The sequence below is a fragment of the Stenotrophomonas sp. T8 genome, from assembly GCF_051853085.1.
Classification (GTDB): Bacteria; Pseudomonadota; Gammaproteobacteria; order Xanthomonadales; family Xanthomonadaceae; genus Stenotrophomonas; species Stenotrophomonas sepilia.
Window position 1 is genome coordinate 4,405,928 of sequence record NZ_CP195329.1, and the last position, 17,318, is coordinate 4,423,245.

Consider the following 17,318-nt stretch of genomic DNA (forward strand, 5'->3'; position numbering starts at 1 on the left):
GCCTTACTCGCCCTGGTACTGCTTCTCTTCCACCAGCGCCGAACCGGCCACGCGGTTGATCTCGTTCTTCACCTGCACGCGCTCGCCATTGGTGCCATAGACACCGCGTGCCAGCTGGATGAACGCATCGTCGAACACCTGGGCCGCTTCCTTGTCGCGCAGCTGGTCCTGTATGTCCCACATGCGTTCGTTGATCGCCTTCAGCTGCTGCTTCAGCGCGTCCAATGCCGGCTGCGCCTGCAGCTGCTGCTGCAGCAAGGGCAACAGGCCATCCAGTTCGGTGCGCACGTTGGCCAGCTTGGCAGCATCATCGATGCGCTCGGCCTTGATCTCGAGAATGGTGATCTTGTCGATCAGCTCGCCGATCGATACCGGGGTCAGGATGGCGTCCACGTGGTTGGTTCCTGGAAACAAGGCGCCATGATACCGCGCGGCTGGCACGTAGCCTTCATCCACGGGATTTACGCCGAATTTGCGCCGCAGGCCGGGCAGCGCCCTCGATCCGTTACGGCGGCGCACCCGACACTGCCGTCCCGGCGGCGCGACCGCCTTCGACGAGGAACACAGTGCAGTGAACAGCAAGGGGATGATGGCGGCGCTGGTGGCCGCCCTGGCAGGGCTGCTCGGGATCGGCAGCGCGCAGGCACAGGTGCAGGCCAGTGGCAGTGCTGCATTGACCAGCGACTACGTGTGGCGTGGCAGCTCGCAGAGCGATGGCGACCCGGCGGTGCAGGCCGGCGCGAAGGTCTCGATCCCGTCGGGATGGTACGCCAGCGTGTGGGGTTCGAACGTTTCGTTCAAACCGGACAATGGCGCGCGCAGCGAGTTCGACCTGGTGGCGGGCTGGTCCGGCGCACTGGCACCGGACTGGAGCCTGGATGCCAACCTGACCCGTTACGTGTACCCGGGCACCGGCCGCGCGCTGGACTGGACCGAGCTCAACACCACGTTGACCTGGAAGCAGCGCGCCTGGCTGCAGGTCGCCCATTCCAACGATGCGTTGGCCGGTGGCCATCGCGGTACCTATGCCCAGCTGGGTGTGCGTGTGCCGTTGCACGAACGCCTCCGCCTGGAAGCAGCGGTGGGCCAGTACTGGCTGGCCACCGCGCAGGGCCCGGACTACCTGCATGGGCAGCTCAGTGCCATCGCCTCGCTTACCCCGGCATGGGAACTGCGCGCCACCGTGCATGGCACGGACAACGCAGCCAAGCGCCTGTTCCCCGGCAACGCCGGTGGGCGATGGGAGCTGGCGCTGCAGGGCAGCTTCTAGTCGGCCAGCGACGCCTGGCGCGCACGCAGCGCGCCGGGCAGCCACAGCAGCAGGGCCAGCACGGCCACGGCGGCACCGGCCACGCAGACGCCGGTCCAGCCGAAGCGCTGGTAGACCTGTGCAGACAGCAGCGAGCCCAGCGAGCCGCCGATGAAATAGCCGGTCATGTAGCCGGCATTGAGGCGGTTGCGTGCTGCCGGTTGCAGCGCGTAGATCAGGTTCTGGTTGCTGACGTGCAACAGCTGCGCGGCCAGATCCAGCACCACCACGCCCAGCAGCAATGCCAGCAGCGAGTGTGCGGACAGCCCCAGCGGCAGCCACGACAGCAGCAACAGCGCCAGTGCAATGGCGGTGGCACGCCCGGTCTGGCCACGGTCGGACATGCGACCAGCCAGACCCGCCGCCAGCGTGCCGGCCGCACCGACCAGCCCGAACAGGCCGATGGTGGCGTCGCTGTAGGCGTACGGCGGTTGTGCCAGCAGGAATGCGAGCGGGGTCCAGAAGATCGCGAACATGGCGAAGCTGCAGGCGCCCAGCAGCGTACGCTGGCGCAGCACCGGTTCCTGCACGAACAGCACGCCGATCGAGCGCAGCAATGCGAAATAGCCAAGGCCGGCGCTGTGGTGGAATCGCGGCAGGCCGCGCTGCAATGCCAGTGCGGTCAGCACCAGAGTGGCAGCGGCGATCGCATACACCAGGCGCCAGTCGCCCAGGCTGGAAAGCAGGCCGGCCACGGTACGCGCCAGCAGGATGCCCAGCAGCAGGCCACTCATCAATGTTCCGACCACGCGGCCGCGGTGTTCCGGCGCGGCCAGCGTGGCGGCGAACGGCACCAGTACCTGGGCCACCACCGAAAACAGGCCGGTGATCGCAGTGCCCACCAGCAACCAGGTCAGCGACGGTGCGCAGGCACTGATCACCAGTCCGCCCGCCGACAGCAGGCTCATCACCACGATCAGGCGGCGGCGTTCGAACAGGTCACCCAGCGGCACCAGCAGAATCAAGCCGGCGGCATAGCTCAGCTGCGCGGCGGTAACCACCATGCCGACCTGGCCGAACGGCACGCCGAAGGCGTCGGCGATGGTGTGCAGCAGCGGTTGCGCGTAGTAGTTGCTGGCCACGGCCACACCGGTGGCGACCGACATCAGCAGCACCTGCCAACGGTGCAGAGGGGGAAGGGACGGGCTCACGCGATGTTCCAGGAAGCGGGGGCACAGTGTCCGCCTGCTGCGAGCATGATGGAAATGAATCATCATCATCCATGCCATCTGAAAACAAGATAGTTGTATGAACCTCAAGCAGCTCGAGTTCGCCGTGGCGCTGTCCGAAGAGGGCAATTTCACCCGTGCCGCCGAGCGCTGCCACGTGGTGCAGTCCGCGCTCAGCCACCAGATCGCCCACCTGGAACAGGAACTGGGTGCCACGCTGTTCGAGCGCCTGCCGCGCCAGGTGCGGGCCACCGCCGCCGGCGAGGCGTTGCTGGTGCACGCACGCCAGGTGCTGGCCAGCCTGCGCCACCTGCGCGCCGACGTGGCCGCCGTCAGTGGCGAAGTGCGTGGGTTGCTGGCCATCGGGCAGATTTCCTCGCTGACCGGAATCGACGTTGTGGCGATGCTGGCGGCGTTCCAGCGCGTGCACCCGCAGGTGGAGTTCCAGTTGCGCGTGGACAAGAGCGAGGACCTGATCGCGCAGGTACATTCGCGCGCGCTGGATGTGGCACTGGTCGGCCTGGCGCCTTCGGCAGCGCTGGACGGTGTCTGCCATCAGGTGCTGCAGGAGGAGGATCTGGTAGCGGTACTGGCGCCATCGCACCGGCTGGCCGGGCGCAAGCGGCTGCCATTGGCCGCACTGCAGGATGAAGCATTGGTCGACTTCCCGCGCGGCACCGGCGCACGCCGTCAGACCGATGATGCTTTTGCCGCAGCCGGACTGCCGCACACGGTCCGTTTCGAGGTCAACCTGATGGAACTGGTCGAGCGCTTCGTCCGCCATGGGTTGGCGGTCGGCATCGTGCCGGCATTGATCGCCGATGGGTTCCAGGGCGTGGTGCAGATTCCGCTGCAGCCGACCCCGACCCGGCGCGTGCACCTGGTCTGGCAGCGCCTGCCGACACCAGCGGCGCGGGCGTTCGTCGACGCCGTGCTCAGCCGCGCAGGCGCAGGCTCAGGCCCTTGAGGAAGTTGCGCAGCATCTGGTCCAGGCAACGCCGGTAGTTGGCGTGCCCGGGTTGACGGAACAGCGCGCCCACTTCCGACTTGGAGACATTGAAACCTGCGCTGGCAAAGATCTCCATCAGGTCCACGTCGCGCAGCTGGAACGCCACGCGCAGCTTCTTCAGCACCAGGTTGTTGTCGATGCGGGTTTCCACTGCGCGCTGCGGCTGGCTCTCGTCGCGGCCACGCAGGTGCACGATCAGGCCGTCGAGGAAGTGCGCCAGCGCGCTGTCGTTCATCGCCTCGAAACCGGCTTCGTCCTCGCGGCGCAGCCAGGCCTTCACCTGCCCGGTATCCACGGCAAAGGCCGGGTCGGCCATCTGGCACAGGGCGACCACGTGCTGGTCACCCAGGTCCAGGGAATAGCGCACGCTGCGCAGGACATCATTGTTGATCATGGCCCATTGTACCGGCCCCTGGCGTGTCACCGGACTGTCATCGAACTGCAGCATCGTGAGCACTCGTTCGCTGGGACCCTTGCATGCGCCGGTATCTGTTTTCCGCACTACTGCTCGCCGGCAGCTTCGCTGCCTTTGCCCAGGACCGCTTCGTACCCGTCGAGCGGCGCCTCAGTGCATCCCAACTGGCCGAGGTCGGGCTCAGTCCAGCGCAGTTGCAGGCGTTGAACCGGGTACTGCGCGAGGCAGAGAGCACGGCCGCCGCGTCGACGGCAGCGGTGGCCCCGGTCGCTGCGCCGCTGCCTGCCAATGTGCCGGCACCGCCAGCAATGCATCTGGGCCTGGATGACGAACCGGTCAGTGCCCGTGTGGTCGGAGAGGTCGCAGGCTGGCAGCCCGGCACGCTGTTCACCCTTGATAACGGCCAGCAATGGCAGGTGATGAAGGGACAGATGAAGCTGCGCAAGGTGTTGCAGTCGCCGCAGATCGCCGTTGTTCCAGGAATTGCCGGGCGCTGGTTCCTGCAGGTCGACGAAGACCTGCCCAAGGCCAGAGTGTTTCGCGTGCGTTGAGCCGGGGGGACGACTGGACGGCGGGCACCTCAGGACGGGCCGGGAATGCCAGAATGGGCGTCCGGTTTTTCCCCCTGGAGTTGCCTGATGACCCGCACTGTCCTGATTACCGGCGCCACGTCCGGCTTCGGCGCCGCCGCCGTCCACCGCTTCGCCCAGGCCGGCTGGAAAGTGATCGCCACGGGCCGCCGCAGCGAACGCCTGCAGCCGCTGGTCGAGCGCTACGGCAAGGACGTGGTGCACGCCGCCGCCTTCGACATCCGCGATGCGGTGGCGATGGAGGCGGCCCTGCTGGCGCTGCCGCCGGCCTTTGGCGAGATCGACCTGCTGGTCAACAACGCCGGCCTGGCGCAGGGCACCGCGCCGGCACAGAGCGCCACGCTGTCGGACTGGACCACGATGATCGACACCAACATCACCGCGCTGGTGACCCTGACCCATCGCCTGCTGCCGCAGCTGGTGGAGCGCAAGGGCGCGATCATCAACATCTCGTCGGTGGCCGGCGTCTACCCGTACCCGGGGGGCAACGCCTACGGTGGCACCAAGGCCTTCGTCAGCCAGTTCTCGCTGGGCCTGCGTTCGGACCTGCACGGCACCGGCGTGCGCGTGACCACGATCGAGCCGGGCATGGCCGAAACCGAATTCACCGTGGTACGTACCCATGGCGATCAGAACGCCTCGGACAAGCTGTACAGCGGCGCCAACCCGATGACCGCCGAAGACATCGCCGAGCAGATCTTCTGGGTGGCCAGCCTGCCGCCGCACCTGAACATCAACCGGCTGGAGCTGATGCCGGTCAGCCAGTCGTTCGCCGGATTCCAGGTCGCCCGCGAGGGCTGACCGGAGTCGTAATCGCTTTTTGTAGAGTCGAGCCATGCTCGACTCTACAGAAACAAGAAAGCCGGGCACTGCCCGGCTTTTTCATTCACATCGGCAGGCTTACTGCGCCTTGATCGCCATCGCCTGCAGGCCGGTGCCATCCAGCTTCTGCTTGGCTTCGGACAACTCGCCGGCACTGCCGTACGGGCCCATGCGCACGCGGTACACGGTCTTGCCGTTGATCTGCGCCGACTCCACGCGTGCCGCCAGGCCCATCATGGCGAGCTTGGCCTTGGTGGCTTCGGCGTCACCGGAAGCACCGAAGGCTCCTGCCTGCAGGATGTAGCGGGCGTTGTCGGCGGCCGCCGGTGCAGCAGCGGATGCCGGCGGTGCCGACGCGGCGGGCGCGCTTTCCGCGCGCGGCGCTGGAGTGGCGGCCGCCGTGCTGGCCGACGGGGTTGCCGCGGTCGGGCGCTCGTTCAGCGGTGCCGGCAGCGGACGGTTGGTCGCGGTTACCGGCGCAGTGCTTGCGACGCTGGCCGTTGCGGTCGGTGCCGGCGTGGCCGTACTGGCCGGCGGTACCGGCTTGCCCTCCAGCGCGGCCTGCGCGCGCGACGCTTCGGCCTTGGCCCGGCGCTGATCCTCGGCGCGCGCGCTGGCGGCCAGTTCGGCGTCGGACATTTCCACTTCCTTGCCCGGCAGCAGGGTGTAGAAGTCGTACTGCGTCGCGGCGGGCTTCTCCGGTTCGGCCGGCTTCGGCGTGGCCGGCTGCGCGGCCGGCTGGCTGCCGACATCGCTGTCGGCATCAGCGACCGGGGCCGGCTGCGCGTTCGGGTTCGGCTGCGGACCGGCACGCAGGAAGCCATCGCCTTCGCCCTTGAACAGGTTCGGCGCCGCCAGGAACACCACGGCGGCGATCGCCACACCGGCCACCAGCCACACCCATCCGGGGGTGCCCTGGCTGCTGCTGTTGCGTCGTGCCTGGGTTTTGCCGCGTCGTGCTGCCATGTGTACTGCGTCTCCTGATGCTTACATTTTTTCCGGGGCACTCACGCCCAGGAGTTCGAGGCCGTTGGCCAGCACCTGGCGCGCCGCGCAGGCCAGGGTCAGCTTGGCGTTGCGATCGGTGGCGTCGTCCACCAGCACCGGCGTCCCGTGATACCACGTGTGGAAGGCATGCGCCAATTCACGCAGGTACTGCGCCACCAGGTGCGGCTCCAGCGCCACGCCGGCCGCTTCCACCACTTCCGGATACCGCGAGATCTCGTTCATCAGCCCCAGCGAGGCATCGTCGGCCAGGCGGCCCAGATTGGCCAGGCCATTGCCCTGCTCGTACACAAGACCCTTTTCCTGGGCCTGGCGCAGCAGGCTGCAGACGCGGGCGTGCGCGTACTGCACGTAGAACACCGGATTGTCGTTGCTCTGCTGGCGGGCCAGGTCGATGTCGAAGGTCAGCTGCGAATCGGGCTTGCGCGCGATCAGGAACCAGCGGGTCGCATCGCGGCCGGCCTCCTCGATCAGGTCGCGCAGGGTGAAATAGCTGCCGGCACGCTTGGACAGCTTCACTTCCTCGCCGCCGCGCATGACGGTGACCATCTGGTGCAGCACGTATTCCGGCCAGCCCTGCGGGATGCCCACTTCCAGCGCCTGCAGGCCGGCGCGTACGCGCGCCAGCGAGCCGTGGTGATCGGCACCCAGTTCGGTGATCGCGCGCTCGTAGCCGCGCTGCCACTTGGACAGGTGGTAGGCCACGTCCGGTACGAAGTAGGTGAAGGTGCCGTCGGACTTGCGCATCACGCGGTCCTTGTCGTCACCGAAATCGGTGCTGCGCAGCCACAGCGCGCCGCCTTCCTCGTAGGTGTGCCCGGAGGCCTGCAGCTTGGCCACGGCCTCGGCGACCTTGCCATCGGTGTACAGCGAGCTTTCCAGGAAGTAGATGTCGAAGTCGACGCCGAAGGCGGCCAGGTCCAGGTTCTGCTCGTTGCGCAGGTAGGCCACGGCGAAGCGACGGATCGACTGCATGTCGTCCGGGTCCTTGGCGCCGACCACCAGCGTGCCTTCCAGGTCAACGCTGGCGCCGGCCATGTAGGCGCGGGCAACATCGGCGATGTACTCACCGCGGTAGCCGCCTTCCGGCCAGCCTTCCTGGTCCGGCGCAATGCCCTTCACGCGGGCCTGCACCGACAGCGCCAGGTTCTCGATCTGCACGCCGGCGTCGTTGTAGTAGAACTCGCGCTTGGCGTTCCAGCCGTTGGCATCGAGCACGCGGGCCACGCAGTCGCCGATCGCCGCCGCGCGGCCATGGCCGACATGCAGCGGGCCGGTCGGGTTGGCCGACACGTACTCCACGCCCACCGTGCGGCCGTTGCCGGACAGGTTGCGGCCGTAGTCGTGGGCTTCCTTGATGACCGACGCGGCTTCGCGCTGGTACGCAGCCGGAGCCAGGTGGAAGTTGATGAAGCCGGGGCCGGCGATCTCGACCTTGCTGACGTCCTCGCTGCGCGGCAGCGCCTCGACCAGCGCCTGAGCCAGTGCGCGCGGATTGCTGCGCGCGGCCTTGGCCAGCAGCATCGCGGCGTTGGTGGCGAAGTCGCCATGGTCACGGGTCTTCGGGCGCTCGACCACGAAGTCCGGCGGCAGGGAGTCGGCGGGCAGGGTGCCATTGGCGCGCAAGGCTTCGATGCCTTGGCTGATCAGGGCGCGGAGGAGATTTTTCACGAGGCCTGCTGTGAGAATGAGCGGCGGAATCGCCCATTTTAGCGCAGATACCCGCGCCCACGCTGACCAGAACATGCCTGCGGGGGTACCTGCCCGGCCCTGGTCAGGCCCGCTCAGCCGAACAGGCGTGGCTGGGGCGGGGACAGCAGGCCCCGTTCAGCAAACGAAACGGGGCGGCCTTCGCCGACCACGAAGTGGTCCAGCAGGCGTACGTCCACCAGTGCCAGCGCCTGCTGCAGTTCATCGGTGATCCGGGTATCGGCGCCGGAGGGTTCCGGGTCGCCGGAGGGGTGGTTGTGGCTGAGGATCACCGCTGCCGCATTGTGCAGCAGGGCTCGCCGCACCACCTCGCGGGGGTAGACCGGGGCGGCATTGATGGTGCCCTGGAACAGTTCCTCGCAGGCGATCAGCCGGTGGCGGTTGTCCAGGAACAGCGCCATGAAGATCTCGCGGGCCTGGCCGCGCAGGCGGTGCTGCAGGTAGCGGCCGACCGCTGCCGGGTTGTTGCCGACCGCCTCGCCCTGCTGAAGCTCGGCGGCCAGGTAGCGATGGGCCAGTTCCAGGCCGGCGGCCAGTGCACAGCTTCGTGCCGGCCCCAGCCCCGGCAACCGGGCCAGCTCGCGGGCCGGACGGTCCAGCAGCACGCGCAGCGGGCCATGCGCCTGCAGCAGGTCGCGGGCGGTCTGCACCGCGTCGCGTCCACCGAAGCCGGAGCCGAGAAACAGCGCCAGCAGCTCTGCGTCGGACAACGTGGCGGGGCCGCGGGCGATCAGCTTCTCGCGGGGACGTTCCTGCTCGGGCCAGTCATGGATGGGCATGCCTGCATCATCGCCAGCGCGGGTGATGCGTCCCATCAGGGCAGGGCGCACGCCCGGGTAGGCTGTTGCCTCAGTCGCGTCGCGACTGCAGATAGGCGAACAGCTCCTGGTTGTTCTGCAGCCCCAGCTTGCGCTTGGCTTCGGCCTTCTGCCGGCTGATCGTTTTCGGGCTGCGGCCGCAGTGGACGGCGATGGCGTTCACTTTCAGCCCGGCGGCCAACAGGTCCAGCACTTCCTGTTCGCGGGCCGACAGCGCCGCCGGCTCACGCGCGAACATCAGGTCGCGCGCCTGCAGGTGGTCGCGCAGCTGCTGCGAGACGAACACCTGCCCAGCCATGGCCGCGTTCAGGGCCTGCGGCAACTCGCCGAAATCGGCGCACTTGTCGACCAGGCCACTGACACCTTCACGCAGCAGGCCATCGAGCAGGCCGGGGTGACGGGCGCCGGTAAGCACCACCACGGGCATGCCCGGGTGGCGTTCGCGCAGCTCAGCGATCAGTTCCGGGCCATCCGGGCCGGTGCCCGGCATGGAGAGGTCGGTCAGCACCGCGTCGCAGCCGTGGTGCTCGACCAGCTGCAGCAGCTGGGCGCCGTCACGCGCGCTGCCGACGACCTCCATCAGATGGGTCTGCAGCACGATGCGGATGCCGTGCAGGACGACGGGATGGTCGTCGGCGATGATGATGCGCGGGTGCACGCGGAATCCTCGAAAAGCGAAGCGGCACACCTGCGGTGGCCACTGATGATTCTGCAAACGTGGCCGGCCAACAGGTATAGGAAAGTTCCGAATCGCAGTGTCTTGAACCCCGGAAGCGTTGTGGCGCAAGTCCCATCTGCTGATAGCCGCCCGCTATGTGTGCCGTGTACCGGGACATTGCCGACCATCGGGTAAGCTAATGCCCTCGTTTGCACAGGAATTCCAGGTGGCTGACTCCCCCAACGCTTCCCCCGCGCCGGCCCGCGCGCTGGAAGGCCAGAAACTGCTGTTGTGCGTCGGAGGCGGGATCGCGGCCTACAAGGCCCTGGAGCTGGTGCGGCGCCTGCGCGATGCCGGTGCCCAGGTGCAGGTGGCGATGACCGCCGGTGCCCAGCAGTTCGTCACTCCGCTCAGCTTCCAGGCCCTGTCCGGGCAGCCGACCCGCACCACGCTGTGGGACAGCGCCGCCGAGCAGGCCATGGGCCACATCGAGCTGGCCCGCTGGGCCGACCGCATCGTGGTCGCGCCGGGTACCGCCGATCTGCTGGCGCGGCTGGCCCAGGGCCATGCCGATGACCTGGTCAGCACCCTGTGCCTGGCCAGCACCGCACCGCTGACGATCTGCCCGGCAATGAACCACCGGATGTGGCTGCATCCGGCTACCCAGGCCAACATCGCCCTGCTGCGCCAGCGCGGTGCGCAGGTGATCGGCCCGGTCGATGGCCCGCTGGCCGAAGGTGAATCCGGTCCCGGCCGGCTGGCTGAACCGGGCGACATCGTGGCCGCGCTGGTGGCCAATGGCGGTACCGCTGCGACGGTTGCCGCGCCGGAAACCCGTGCCCTGCAGGGCTTGCGCCTGCTGATCAGTGCCGGCCCGACCTACGAAGACATCGATCCGGTGCGCTACGTCGGCAACCGCAGCAGCGGCAAGATGGGCTTTGCCCTGGCCGCTGCCGCCGCCGCGCTGGGTGCGCACGTGGTGCTGGTCAGCGGCCCGGTCCAGCTGCCGACGCCACCGGGCGTGCAGCGCATCGACGTGCGCTCGGCCGCGCAGATGCGCGATGCCGTACTGAAGTCGCTGCCCGCCGACATCTATATCGGTGCCGCCGCAGTGTCCGACTACACCCCGCGCCAGGTCGCCGCGCAGAAGCTGAAGAAGACCGCCGACAGCCAGTCGCTGGTGATCGAGCTGGTGCGCACGCCGGACATCCTGGCCGAAGTCGCCGCGCAGACGCAGTCGCTGAAGCTGGTGGTCGGCTTTGCCGCCGAGACCCACGACGTGGAGAAATATGCACGCGGCAAGCTGATCGACAAGCGCCTGGACCTGGTGATCGCCAACCAGGTCGGCATCAGTGGCGGTGGTTTCGAGAGCGACAACAATGCCGCCACGGCCTTCTGGCAGGACGGTGAACAGGTATTCCCGGCCACGTCCAAGCGCGAACTGGCCGAACAACTGCTGGCGCTGATCGCGCGGAGACTCCAGGCATGACCCAGGCATCCCTTTCCCGGCCGCTGCAGGTCAAGCTGCTCGATCCGCGCTTTGGCGACAGCTGGCCGCTGCCGGCCTACGCCACCGAAGCCAGCGCCGGCATGGACCTGCGCGCGGCGCTGGATACCGCACTGACCCTGCAGCCGGGCGACACCGCGCTGGTGCCCAGCGGCCTGGCCATCCACATTGCCGACCCGAACCTGTGCGCGGTGATCCTGCCGCGTTCGGGGCTGGGCCATCGGCACGGCATCGTGCTGGGCAATGGCACCGGCCTGATCGATGCCGACTACCAGGGGCCGCTGCTGATCAGCGTCTGGAACCGTGGCCGCGAGGCCTTCACCATCGAGCCCGGCGATCGCATCGCGCAGCTGGTGGTGGTTCCGATTGCCCGCGTCAGCCTGCAGGTGGTGGATACTTTCACCGACAGCGTGCGGGGCACGGGTGGATTCGGCCATACCGGGGTGCGTTGACAGGGGACATCGATGAGCGGCATCGGGGAAGGACAGCGGGGACGGTCGTTGGGTCGCAGTGCACCACTACTGGGGGTGCTGCTGATCCTGCTGGCCGGCTGGTTCGGATGGAGCGCGGTGCAGCAATGGCGGCAGGAGGCCAACGGCCAGGCGCTGGAAGAAGCGCGCGACCAGGCCGTGCAGGGCCTGCAGCAGGCCGCTGCTGGCCAGTTGCAGCAGCTGCAGCAGCAGTTGAAGAACGATCGCGTGCAGCAGGCGCTGCAGGCCGGCGATGCCGCTGCAGCGGCGCTGGCCGTGCGCGAGAGCTGGACCGGGGTTGAGCAGGTCGAGGTGCTGACGGCCGATCTGGCCAACGCCTATGCCGATCCGGCCACCTTCGGGTATGCACGCCTGGCCCTGCTGGAAGCGGCGGTGGCTGAGGGCAAACCCAGCCTGCGCGTCGTCCGCGATGGTGGCAGCAATCGCCTGGGCCTGGCTGCGCCAGTGCAGCTGGGCAGCCTGGGGCCGGCCGTGATCTATGTCCGCCAACCGCTGCTGCGGCTGACCTCGCCGCTGGACCAGGTGCGTGCGCCGTCCGCAGGCTTCCTTGGCCTGCGCCAGGGTGGCTTCGATCTGGTCACCCAGGGCGACGCGGGCCTGTCCGAAAGCGCCGAAGCGCTGGCGCGCCCGGTTGCAGGCACGCCGCTGCGACTGGTCGCGTCGGTACCGAATGTCGACGCCGGTCCGCTGGGCCTGGGCGCGCTGGCCAGCGCCATTGTGGCGTTGCTGCTGGCGTTCATTGCCGTGTTGCTGGTGGTGGGACGTGACCGACTGCCGAAGTCGCTGCCCTTGCCACGCCGCGCCGCAGCGTCCGAGGCCGACCATGGCCCGACCCTGAGCGAGAGCCTGCAGCAGGCGCCGCCACCCGTGGCCGCTGTGACCGGCAGTGGCGATGCCGCGCCACCGCCGCCACCGCCGGTGCCGGCCGAGGAGCTGGCCGCCGGCATCTTCCGCGCTTATGACATCCGCGGCGTGGTGGGCAGTGAACTGACACCGAAGACCGCGGCGCAGATCGGCCAGGCCATCGGCACCGTGGCACTGGAGCAGGGCCTGCGCGAGGTGGTGATCGGTCGCGATGGCCGCCTGTCCGGTCCCGAGCTGACGGCCGGGCTGGCCGAGGGCCTGCGCCGTGCCGGCTGCGCGGTGATCGACATCGGCCTGGCGCCGACCCCGCTGGTGTACTACGCCGCCTTCCATCTGCGTACCGGCACCTGCGTGGCAGTCACCGGCAGCCACAATCCGCCCGAGTACAACGGCTTCAAGGTGGTCATTGGCGGCGAGACGCTGTCCGGCGATGCCATCACCGATCTCTACCAGCGCATCGTCGAGGGCCGCCTGGTGCAGGCCGCCGAGCCCGGTGACTACCAGCAGCGCGATGTCAGTGCCGACTACATCCAGCGCATCGCCGATGACGTGCAGCTGGACCGCCCACTGAAGGTCGTGGCCGATGCCGGCAATGGCGTGGCCGGCGCACTGGCGCCGCAGCTGCTGGAAGCGATCGGCGCCGACGTCATTCCGCTGTACTGCGATGTCGACGGCACCTTCCCCAACCATCATCCCGACCCGAGCGAACCGGCCAACCTGGAAGACCTGGTGCAGACGGTCAAGCGCTTTGGCGCCGATCTCGGCGTGGCCTTCGATGGCGACGGCGACCGGCTGGGCGTGGTGACCGGCGAAGGCCGGATCATCTACGCCGATCGCCTGCTGATGCTGTTCGCTGCCGATGTGTTGATGCGCAATCCGGGCGCGATGGTGATCTACGACGTGAAGTGCACCGGCAAGCTGTCCGACCATGTGCTGCGCAACGGTGGCAGCCCGCTGATGTGGAAGACCGGGCATTCGCTGATGAAGGCGAAGATGCGCGAGACCGATGCCGAGCTGGCCGGCGAGATGAGCGGCCACTTCTTCTTCAAGGAACGCTGGTTCGGTTTCGACGACGGTCTGTACGCCGCTGCGCGATTGCTGGAGATCCTGGCCCAGCGCGAGGAAACCCCGGACGAGGTGCTGGGCGAACTGCCGGAAATGGTCGCCACGCCGGAGCTGAAGGTACCGGTGGCCGACGGGACGCCGCATGCCCTGGTGGCGATGCTGGTGGCGGCGGCGCAGTCGCCGGACAACCCGTATGTGGGTGGCCGCCTGTCGACCATCGATGGGCTGCGCGTGGACTTCGCCGATGGCTGGGGCCTGGTGCGTGCCTCCAATACCACGCCGGTGCTGGTGCTGCGGTTCGAAGGCAACGACGAGGCCGCACTGGAACGCATCCAGGCCCTGTTCCGCAGCCAGCTGCAACCAGTGCTGGGCGACACCCCGCTGGGGTTCTGACCCCTTTGGAAGCTGCAGCAGAATGGGTAGTGCCGGCCGCAGGCCGGCAAGCCCATGAACCTCACACACCCTGCAGTTGCCGGCCAGCGGCCGGCACTACCCCTTGAACCGCAACCCCACGCCCGGCTCGGTGAACAGGTAGCGCGAATCCAGCGCCGAATCGCCCAGCTTGTGCCGCAGCTTGCCGACCAGGATGCGCAGGTAGTGGGTGTCGTGCTGGTGGGTCGGCCCCCAGATCTCCTGCAGGATCTGCGGCTGGGTCACCACCCGCCCGGCATTGCGCAGCAGCAGCGACAGCAGCGCGTATTCCTTGCGGGTCAACGCCACCGGTTCACCCTGCAGGGCGACTTCGCGACGCACCAGGTCCACGTGCAGGTGGCCATCGTCGAACACCGGCGGCGTGCCATCGGTCGGCACGCTGCGCGTGCGCAGCAGCGCCCGCACGCGCGCCATCAGCTCCTGCGTGCCGAACGGCTTGGTCACGTAGTCGTTGGCGCCGGTATCCAGTGCGCGCACCTTCTCGGCTTCGCCGGCGCGCACGGTCAGCATGATCACCGGCACCTGGCTCCACTGGCGCAGCTGTTCCAGGACCTCGTGGCCTTCCATGTCCGGCAGGCCGATATCGAGGATCACCAGGTCCATGTCTTCGCTGGCGGCCAGCTGCAGGCCTTCCTGGCCGGTGGCGGCCTGCCGCACCTGATAGCCCTGCGCGCGCAGGCTGATGTCCAGGAACCGGCGGATCTGGGTTTCATCATCGATCACCAGCACGCGTGCGGCCGGCACGCTGGCATCAATCGGGGTCGGGCTCATCGTGGGAGGCTGGCTTGAGCAGGGGCAGGGTGATGCGGATCAGGGTACCGCGACCGTCGCGTCCGGGCAGCGCCTGCACGCTGCCGCCATGTGCGCCGATCATGCCCTGGCAGATGGTCAGGCCCAGGCCGGTGCCGTGGCGGCCCCGGTCACCGCGCTCGACGCTGTAGAACATGTCGAAGATGCGCGCGCGCTCGTCATCGGGAATGCCGGGGCCGGCGTCGATCACGTCGATGCGCAGCTGGCCGTCCAGCTCGCGCGCCTGTACCTGCACGGCGGCGTCGGGCGGCGAGAACTTGGCCGCGTTCTCCATCACGTTGAACACGGCCTGTTCGACCAGCGCCGGGTGCACCCAGATCGGTGCCAGCGTGGCTGGGATGTCCAGCTCCAGCCGCACCTTTGGCTGGTAGCGCTGCAGGCGCCGTGCCGCCGAGCCGATCAGCTCGTCCACGCCGATCCAGTCGCGGTTGATCTTCAGCCCTTCATGACCCAGCCGGGTCATGTCCAGCAGATTCTGGATGTAGCGGTCCAGCCGTTCGCCCTCGACCAGGATGGTGTCCAGCAAAGCACGGCGATCGGCTGTATCCATGGCCGCACCGTAGCTGGCCAGGCTGTCGGCCGACCCGATCATCGCCGCCAATGGCGAGCGCAGGTCGTGCGACACCGAGGAGAGCAGCGCCGAGCGCAGCCGCTCGGTCTCGTTGCTGACGTGTGCCTGCTCCAGTTCCGCCACCAGCCGGGTACGCAGCGCGGCCTGTGCGATGTCATCGACCATCGCTTCGGCCAGCTGCCGCTGTTCGGGCAGCAGGCGCGCCTGTGCGCCGGGCAGGTACAGGCCGGCCACGCCGATCGCACGGTCTTCGCCGTCCAGCAACGGCAGGAACCACCATTGCGCACCGGCCAGGGTATCGGTGAAGCGCCCACTGGGCTGGCCGTGGCGCAGTGCCCAGTCGGCGGCAGCCAGGTCGGTATCGCCAGGCTGGTTGCGGCCACCGGCGGCGGTATCGGTGCCGATCCGCAGCCACGCCGGCACGTCCAGGGCCTGCTCCAGCGCATGCCGGCCCGCCTGTGCCACCTCGCCGTTGCCGGCCGCGCTGGCCAGCTGACGGCCCAGCTGCTGGCGCGCACGCGCATGGCGGTTGGCCGCACGCAGCGCAATCACCTGCATGCGCAGGCGCGAGGCCAGGCGCCCGGCCACCAGTGCCGCGGCCAGGAACAGGAACACGGTGATCACGCCCTGGCGTGCACCGATGGCGAAGGTGAAGCGCGGCGCGATGAACAGGAAGTTGTAGGCCAGGAAGCACAGGATCGCGGCCATCACCGCCACGCTGGCGCGCGTGCGTGCAGCCACCAGCACCACCGCGACGATGAACACCATCGACAGGTCGGCCATGCCCACCCAGTGTTCGGCCAGCCACGCCACCGCACAGGCCAGCGCGGTAGCGATCAGGGCTTGTGCCGGTTCATGACTGATACCGCGCATTGGCGGCAGCAGGCTCTCGCGGCGCGAGCGTGCGCGTGCCTGTGGCGTGCTGATGATGGTGATCTCGTAATGCGCGCCACGCTGGATCAGCTGCTGGGTCAGGGTGCGGTTGAACATCCGTGCCAGTGGACGTTCGCGGGTCCGGCCCAGCACCAGGGTCGACACGCCGTTGTGTGCGGCATGGTCGAGCAGGGCATCGGCGATGCTCGATCCATGCAGCAGTTCGGCGTCGCCGCCCAGCCGCCGTGCCAGCGCGAAGGCCGCATCGATCTCGCGCCGGGTCGCCTCGTCCTGGCGCCGGCCCTGCACGGTCACTACCGTCCACGGTGCGTCGCGGCGCTCTGCGATGCGCCGCGCCACGCGCACCAGGTATTCGCTCTGGCCGCCCCCGTCGATGGCCACCAGAACGCCGCGACGCAGGGGCAGATTGCCTTCGCCACGCGCGGCGCGGGTTTCGCGCAGGCTGCTGTCGACGCGGTCGGCGGCTTCCTGCATCGCCAGTTCGCGCAGCGCGGTCAGGTTGGCTGGTGAGAAGAACGCCTGCAGTGCCTGCGCGGCCTGTTCGGGCACATAGACCTTGCCCTGCTGCAGGCGAGCGATCAGTTCGCGCGGCGGCAGATCGACCAGCACGATGTCGTGCAGGCGGTCGAGCACGCCGTCGGGCACGGTCTCGCTGACGCGCACGCCGGTGATCCGCATCACCACGTCGTTGAGGCTTTCCAGATGCTGGATGTTGACCGTGGTCCAGACGTCGATGCCGGCGTCCAGCAGCTCCATCACATCCTGCCAGCGCCGCTCATGGCGGCTGCCGGGCGCATTGCGATGGGCCAGTTCATCCACCAGCACCAACGCCGGATGCCGTGCCAGCACGGCATCCAGGTCCATCTCCTGCAGGGCATGGCCGTGATAGGCCACGTCCTTCAGCGGCAGCTGCGGCAGGCCCTCCAGCAGGGCCTGGGTATCGGTGCGTCCATGGGTTTCCACCAGGCCCACCACCAGGTCGACGCCGCGGCGCAGCTGTTCCTGCGCGCGGGTCAGCATGGTGTAGGTCTTGCCCACGCCCGGCGCCGCACCGAGGAACACGGTCAGCTTGCCGCCGGCTTCGCGTTGCAGGCCTTCAACCAGGGCATCGGCCTGGCGGGTACGTGCATCAGTCATGGGGGCCGCTGTCATGGCTGCCATTGTGCGCGCAGCCGGTGC

General features: G+C 68.5%; 16 protein-coding genes. 7 read left to right on the plus strand and 9 right to left on the minus strand.

The window, feature by feature from the left end:
- Positions 1-3 precede the first annotated feature (3 nt).
- Positions 4-393, minus strand: coding sequence for a DUF6165 family protein (locus tag ACSDHM_RS20325; protein ID WP_049414316.1), 390 nt, complete (start codon positions 391-393; stop codon positions 4-6).
- A 178-nt stretch (positions 394-571) separates the two neighbouring features.
- Here ACSDHM_RS20325 and ACSDHM_RS20330 point away from each other — a divergent pair, with 178 nt between their 5' ends.
- On the plus strand, positions 572-1,270 hold the full coding sequence (locus ACSDHM_RS20330) for a TorF family putative porin (RefSeq protein ID WP_111007697.1): 699 nt from the start codon (positions 572-574) through the stop codon (positions 1,268-1,270).
- Here the strand turns inward: ACSDHM_RS20330 and ACSDHM_RS20335 are convergent.
- Positions 1,267-2,415 (minus strand): MFS transporter, encoded by a 1,149-nt coding sequence (locus ACSDHM_RS20335; protein ID WP_194434067.1) that lies wholly within the window; start codon positions 2,413-2,415, stop codon positions 1,267-1,269. The two genes, ACSDHM_RS20330 and ACSDHM_RS20335, sit on opposite strands and share 4 nt — an antisense overlap.
- Before the next feature lie 142 nt (positions 2,416-2,557).
- Here ACSDHM_RS20335 and ACSDHM_RS20340 point away from each other — a divergent pair, with 142 nt between their 5' ends.
- On the plus strand, positions 2,558-3,445 hold the full coding sequence (locus tag ACSDHM_RS20340; protein ID WP_439426532.1) for a LysR family transcriptional regulator: 888 nt from the start codon (positions 2,558-2,560) through the stop codon (positions 3,443-3,445).
- Here ACSDHM_RS20340 and ACSDHM_RS20345 read toward each other — a convergent pair.
- Positions 3,414-3,881, minus strand: coding sequence for a DUF1456 family protein (locus ACSDHM_RS20345; protein WP_005420526.1), 468 nt, complete (start codon positions 3,879-3,881; stop codon positions 3,414-3,416). The genes ACSDHM_RS20340 and ACSDHM_RS20345 overlap by 32 nt on opposite strands.
- A gap of 83 nt (positions 3,882-3,964) precedes the next feature.
- Between ACSDHM_RS20345 and ACSDHM_RS20350 the strand changes: the two genes are divergently transcribed.
- Together ACSDHM_RS20350 and ACSDHM_RS20355 are read left to right on the plus strand one after the other, a co-directional pair.
- The gene (locus ACSDHM_RS20350; protein WP_072168706.1) at positions 3,965-4,453 is read left to right on the plus strand and encodes a hypothetical protein; all 489 of its coding nucleotides are present in this window, start codon (positions 3,965-3,967) and stop codon (positions 4,451-4,453) included.
- Between the two features lie 87 nt (positions 4,454-4,540).
- A complete protein-coding gene (locus ACSDHM_RS20355) occupies positions 4,541-5,293 on the plus strand; it encodes an SDR family NAD(P)-dependent oxidoreductase (protein ID WP_005420523.1) in 753 nt (250 codons plus the stop codon).
- 99 nt (positions 5,294-5,392) lie between these two features.
- On the opposite strand, the gene ACSDHM_RS20360 is transcribed toward ACSDHM_RS20355, so the two are convergent.
- The 4 genes from ACSDHM_RS20360 to ACSDHM_RS20375 form a co-directional block, all read right to left on the minus strand.
- Positions 5,393-6,280 (minus strand): SPOR domain-containing protein, encoded by an 888-nt coding sequence (locus ACSDHM_RS20360; protein WP_088497606.1) that lies wholly within the window; start codon positions 6,278-6,280, stop codon positions 5,393-5,395.
- A gap of 21 nt (positions 6,281-6,301) precedes the next feature.
- A complete protein-coding gene (argS, locus tag ACSDHM_RS20365; protein WP_072168704.1) occupies positions 6,302-7,990 on the minus strand; it encodes an arginine--tRNA ligase in 1,689 nt (562 codons plus the stop codon).
- 113 nt (positions 7,991-8,103) lie between these two features.
- Positions 8,104-8,808, minus strand: a complete 705-nt coding sequence (gene radC / locus ACSDHM_RS20370; RefSeq protein ID WP_014035697.1) for a RadC family protein — start codon at positions 8,806-8,808, stop codon at positions 8,104-8,106.
- A 70-nt stretch (positions 8,809-8,878) separates the two neighbouring features.
- Complete coding sequence (locus ACSDHM_RS20375) at positions 8,879-9,505, minus strand: response regulator transcription factor (protein ID WP_072168702.1); 627 nt, start codon at positions 9,503-9,505, stop codon at positions 8,879-8,881.
- A 199-nt stretch (positions 9,506-9,704) separates the two neighbouring features.
- Between ACSDHM_RS20375 and coaBC the strand changes: the two genes are divergently transcribed.
- The 3 genes from coaBC to ACSDHM_RS20390 are packed head-to-tail and all read left to right on the plus strand — an operon-like array spanning position 9,705 to position 13,825.
- Positions 9,705-10,994, plus strand: coding sequence for a bifunctional phosphopantothenoylcysteine decarboxylase/phosphopantothenate--cysteine ligase CoaBC (gene coaBC / locus ACSDHM_RS20380; RefSeq protein WP_061478746.1), 1,290 nt, complete (start codon positions 9,705-9,707; stop codon positions 10,992-10,994).
- Positions 10,991-11,464, plus strand: coding sequence for a dUTP diphosphatase (gene dut / locus ACSDHM_RS20385; RefSeq protein WP_061478745.1), 474 nt, complete (start codon positions 10,991-10,993; stop codon positions 11,462-11,464). The genes coaBC and dut overlap by 4 nt, the downstream gene beginning before the upstream one ends.
- Before the next feature lie 12 nt (positions 11,465-11,476).
- Entirely contained in the window at positions 11,477-13,825 is a 2,349-nt protein-coding gene (locus ACSDHM_RS20390; protein ID WP_088497604.1) for a phosphomannomutase/phosphoglucomutase, read from the plus strand.
- A 96-nt stretch (positions 13,826-13,921) separates the two neighbouring features.
- Here the strand turns inward: ACSDHM_RS20390 and ACSDHM_RS20395 are convergent, their stop codons facing one another.
- Together ACSDHM_RS20395 and ACSDHM_RS20400 are read right to left on the minus strand one after the other, a co-directional pair.
- Complete coding sequence (locus ACSDHM_RS20395; protein ID WP_005420506.1) at positions 13,922-14,635, minus strand: response regulator transcription factor; 714 nt, start codon at positions 14,633-14,635, stop codon at positions 13,922-13,924.
- Positions 14,616-17,276 carry a sensor histidine kinase gene (locus ACSDHM_RS20400; RefSeq protein WP_072168700.1) on the minus strand — a complete coding sequence of 887 codons (2,661 nt, stop codon included), beginning with the start codon at positions 17,274-17,276 and terminating at the stop codon, positions 14,616-14,618. Before ACSDHM_RS20400 ends, ACSDHM_RS20395 begins: the two co-directional genes overlap by 20 nt.
- Positions 17,277-17,318 lie beyond the last annotated feature (42 nt).

Bases quoted from the DNA above. Each gene is read 5' to 3' on its own strand.
- ACSDHM_RS20335 (WP_194434067.1), bottom strand. From the start codon at position 2,415: ATGTCGGTCGCCACCGGTGTGGCCGTGGCCAGCAACTACTACGCGCAA.
- ACSDHM_RS20340 (WP_439426532.1), top strand. From the start codon at position 2,558: ATGAACCTCAAGCAGCTCGAGTTCGCCGTGGCGCTGTCCGAAGAGGGC.
- ACSDHM_RS20345 (WP_005420526.1), bottom strand. From the start codon at position 3,881: ATGATCAACAATGATGTCCTGCGCAGCGTGCGCTATTCCCTGGACCTG.
- ACSDHM_RS20350 (WP_072168706.1), top strand. From the start codon at position 3,965: ATGCGCCGGTATCTGTTTTCCGCACTACTGCTCGCCGGCAGCTTCGCT.
- ACSDHM_RS20355 (WP_005420523.1), top strand. From the start codon at position 4,541: ATGACCCGCACTGTCCTGATTACCGGCGCCACGTCCGGCTTCGGCGCC.
- ACSDHM_RS20360 (WP_088497606.1), bottom strand. From the start codon at position 6,280: ATGGCAGCACGACGCGGCAAAACCCAGGCACGACGCAACAGCAGCAGC.
- radC (WP_014035697.1), bottom strand. From the start codon at position 8,808: ATGCCCATCCATGACTGGCCCGAGCAGGAACGTCCCCGCGAGAAGCTG.
- coaBC (WP_061478746.1), top strand. From the start codon at position 9,705: ATGCCCTCGTTTGCACAGGAATTCCAGGTGGCTGACTCCCCCAACGCT.
- dut (WP_061478745.1), top strand. From the start codon at position 10,991: ATGACCCAGGCATCCCTTTCCCGGCCGCTGCAGGTCAAGCTGCTCGAT.
- ACSDHM_RS20390 (WP_088497604.1), top strand. From the start codon at position 11,477: ATGAGCGGCATCGGGGAAGGACAGCGGGGACGGTCGTTGGGTCGCAGT.
- ACSDHM_RS20395 (WP_005420506.1), bottom strand. From the start codon at position 14,635: ATGAGCCCGACCCCGATTGATGCCAGCGTGCCGGCCGCACGCGTGCTG.
- ACSDHM_RS20400 (WP_072168700.1), bottom strand. From the start codon at position 17,276: ATGACTGATGCACGTACCCGCCAGGCCGATGCCCTGGTTGAAGGCCTG.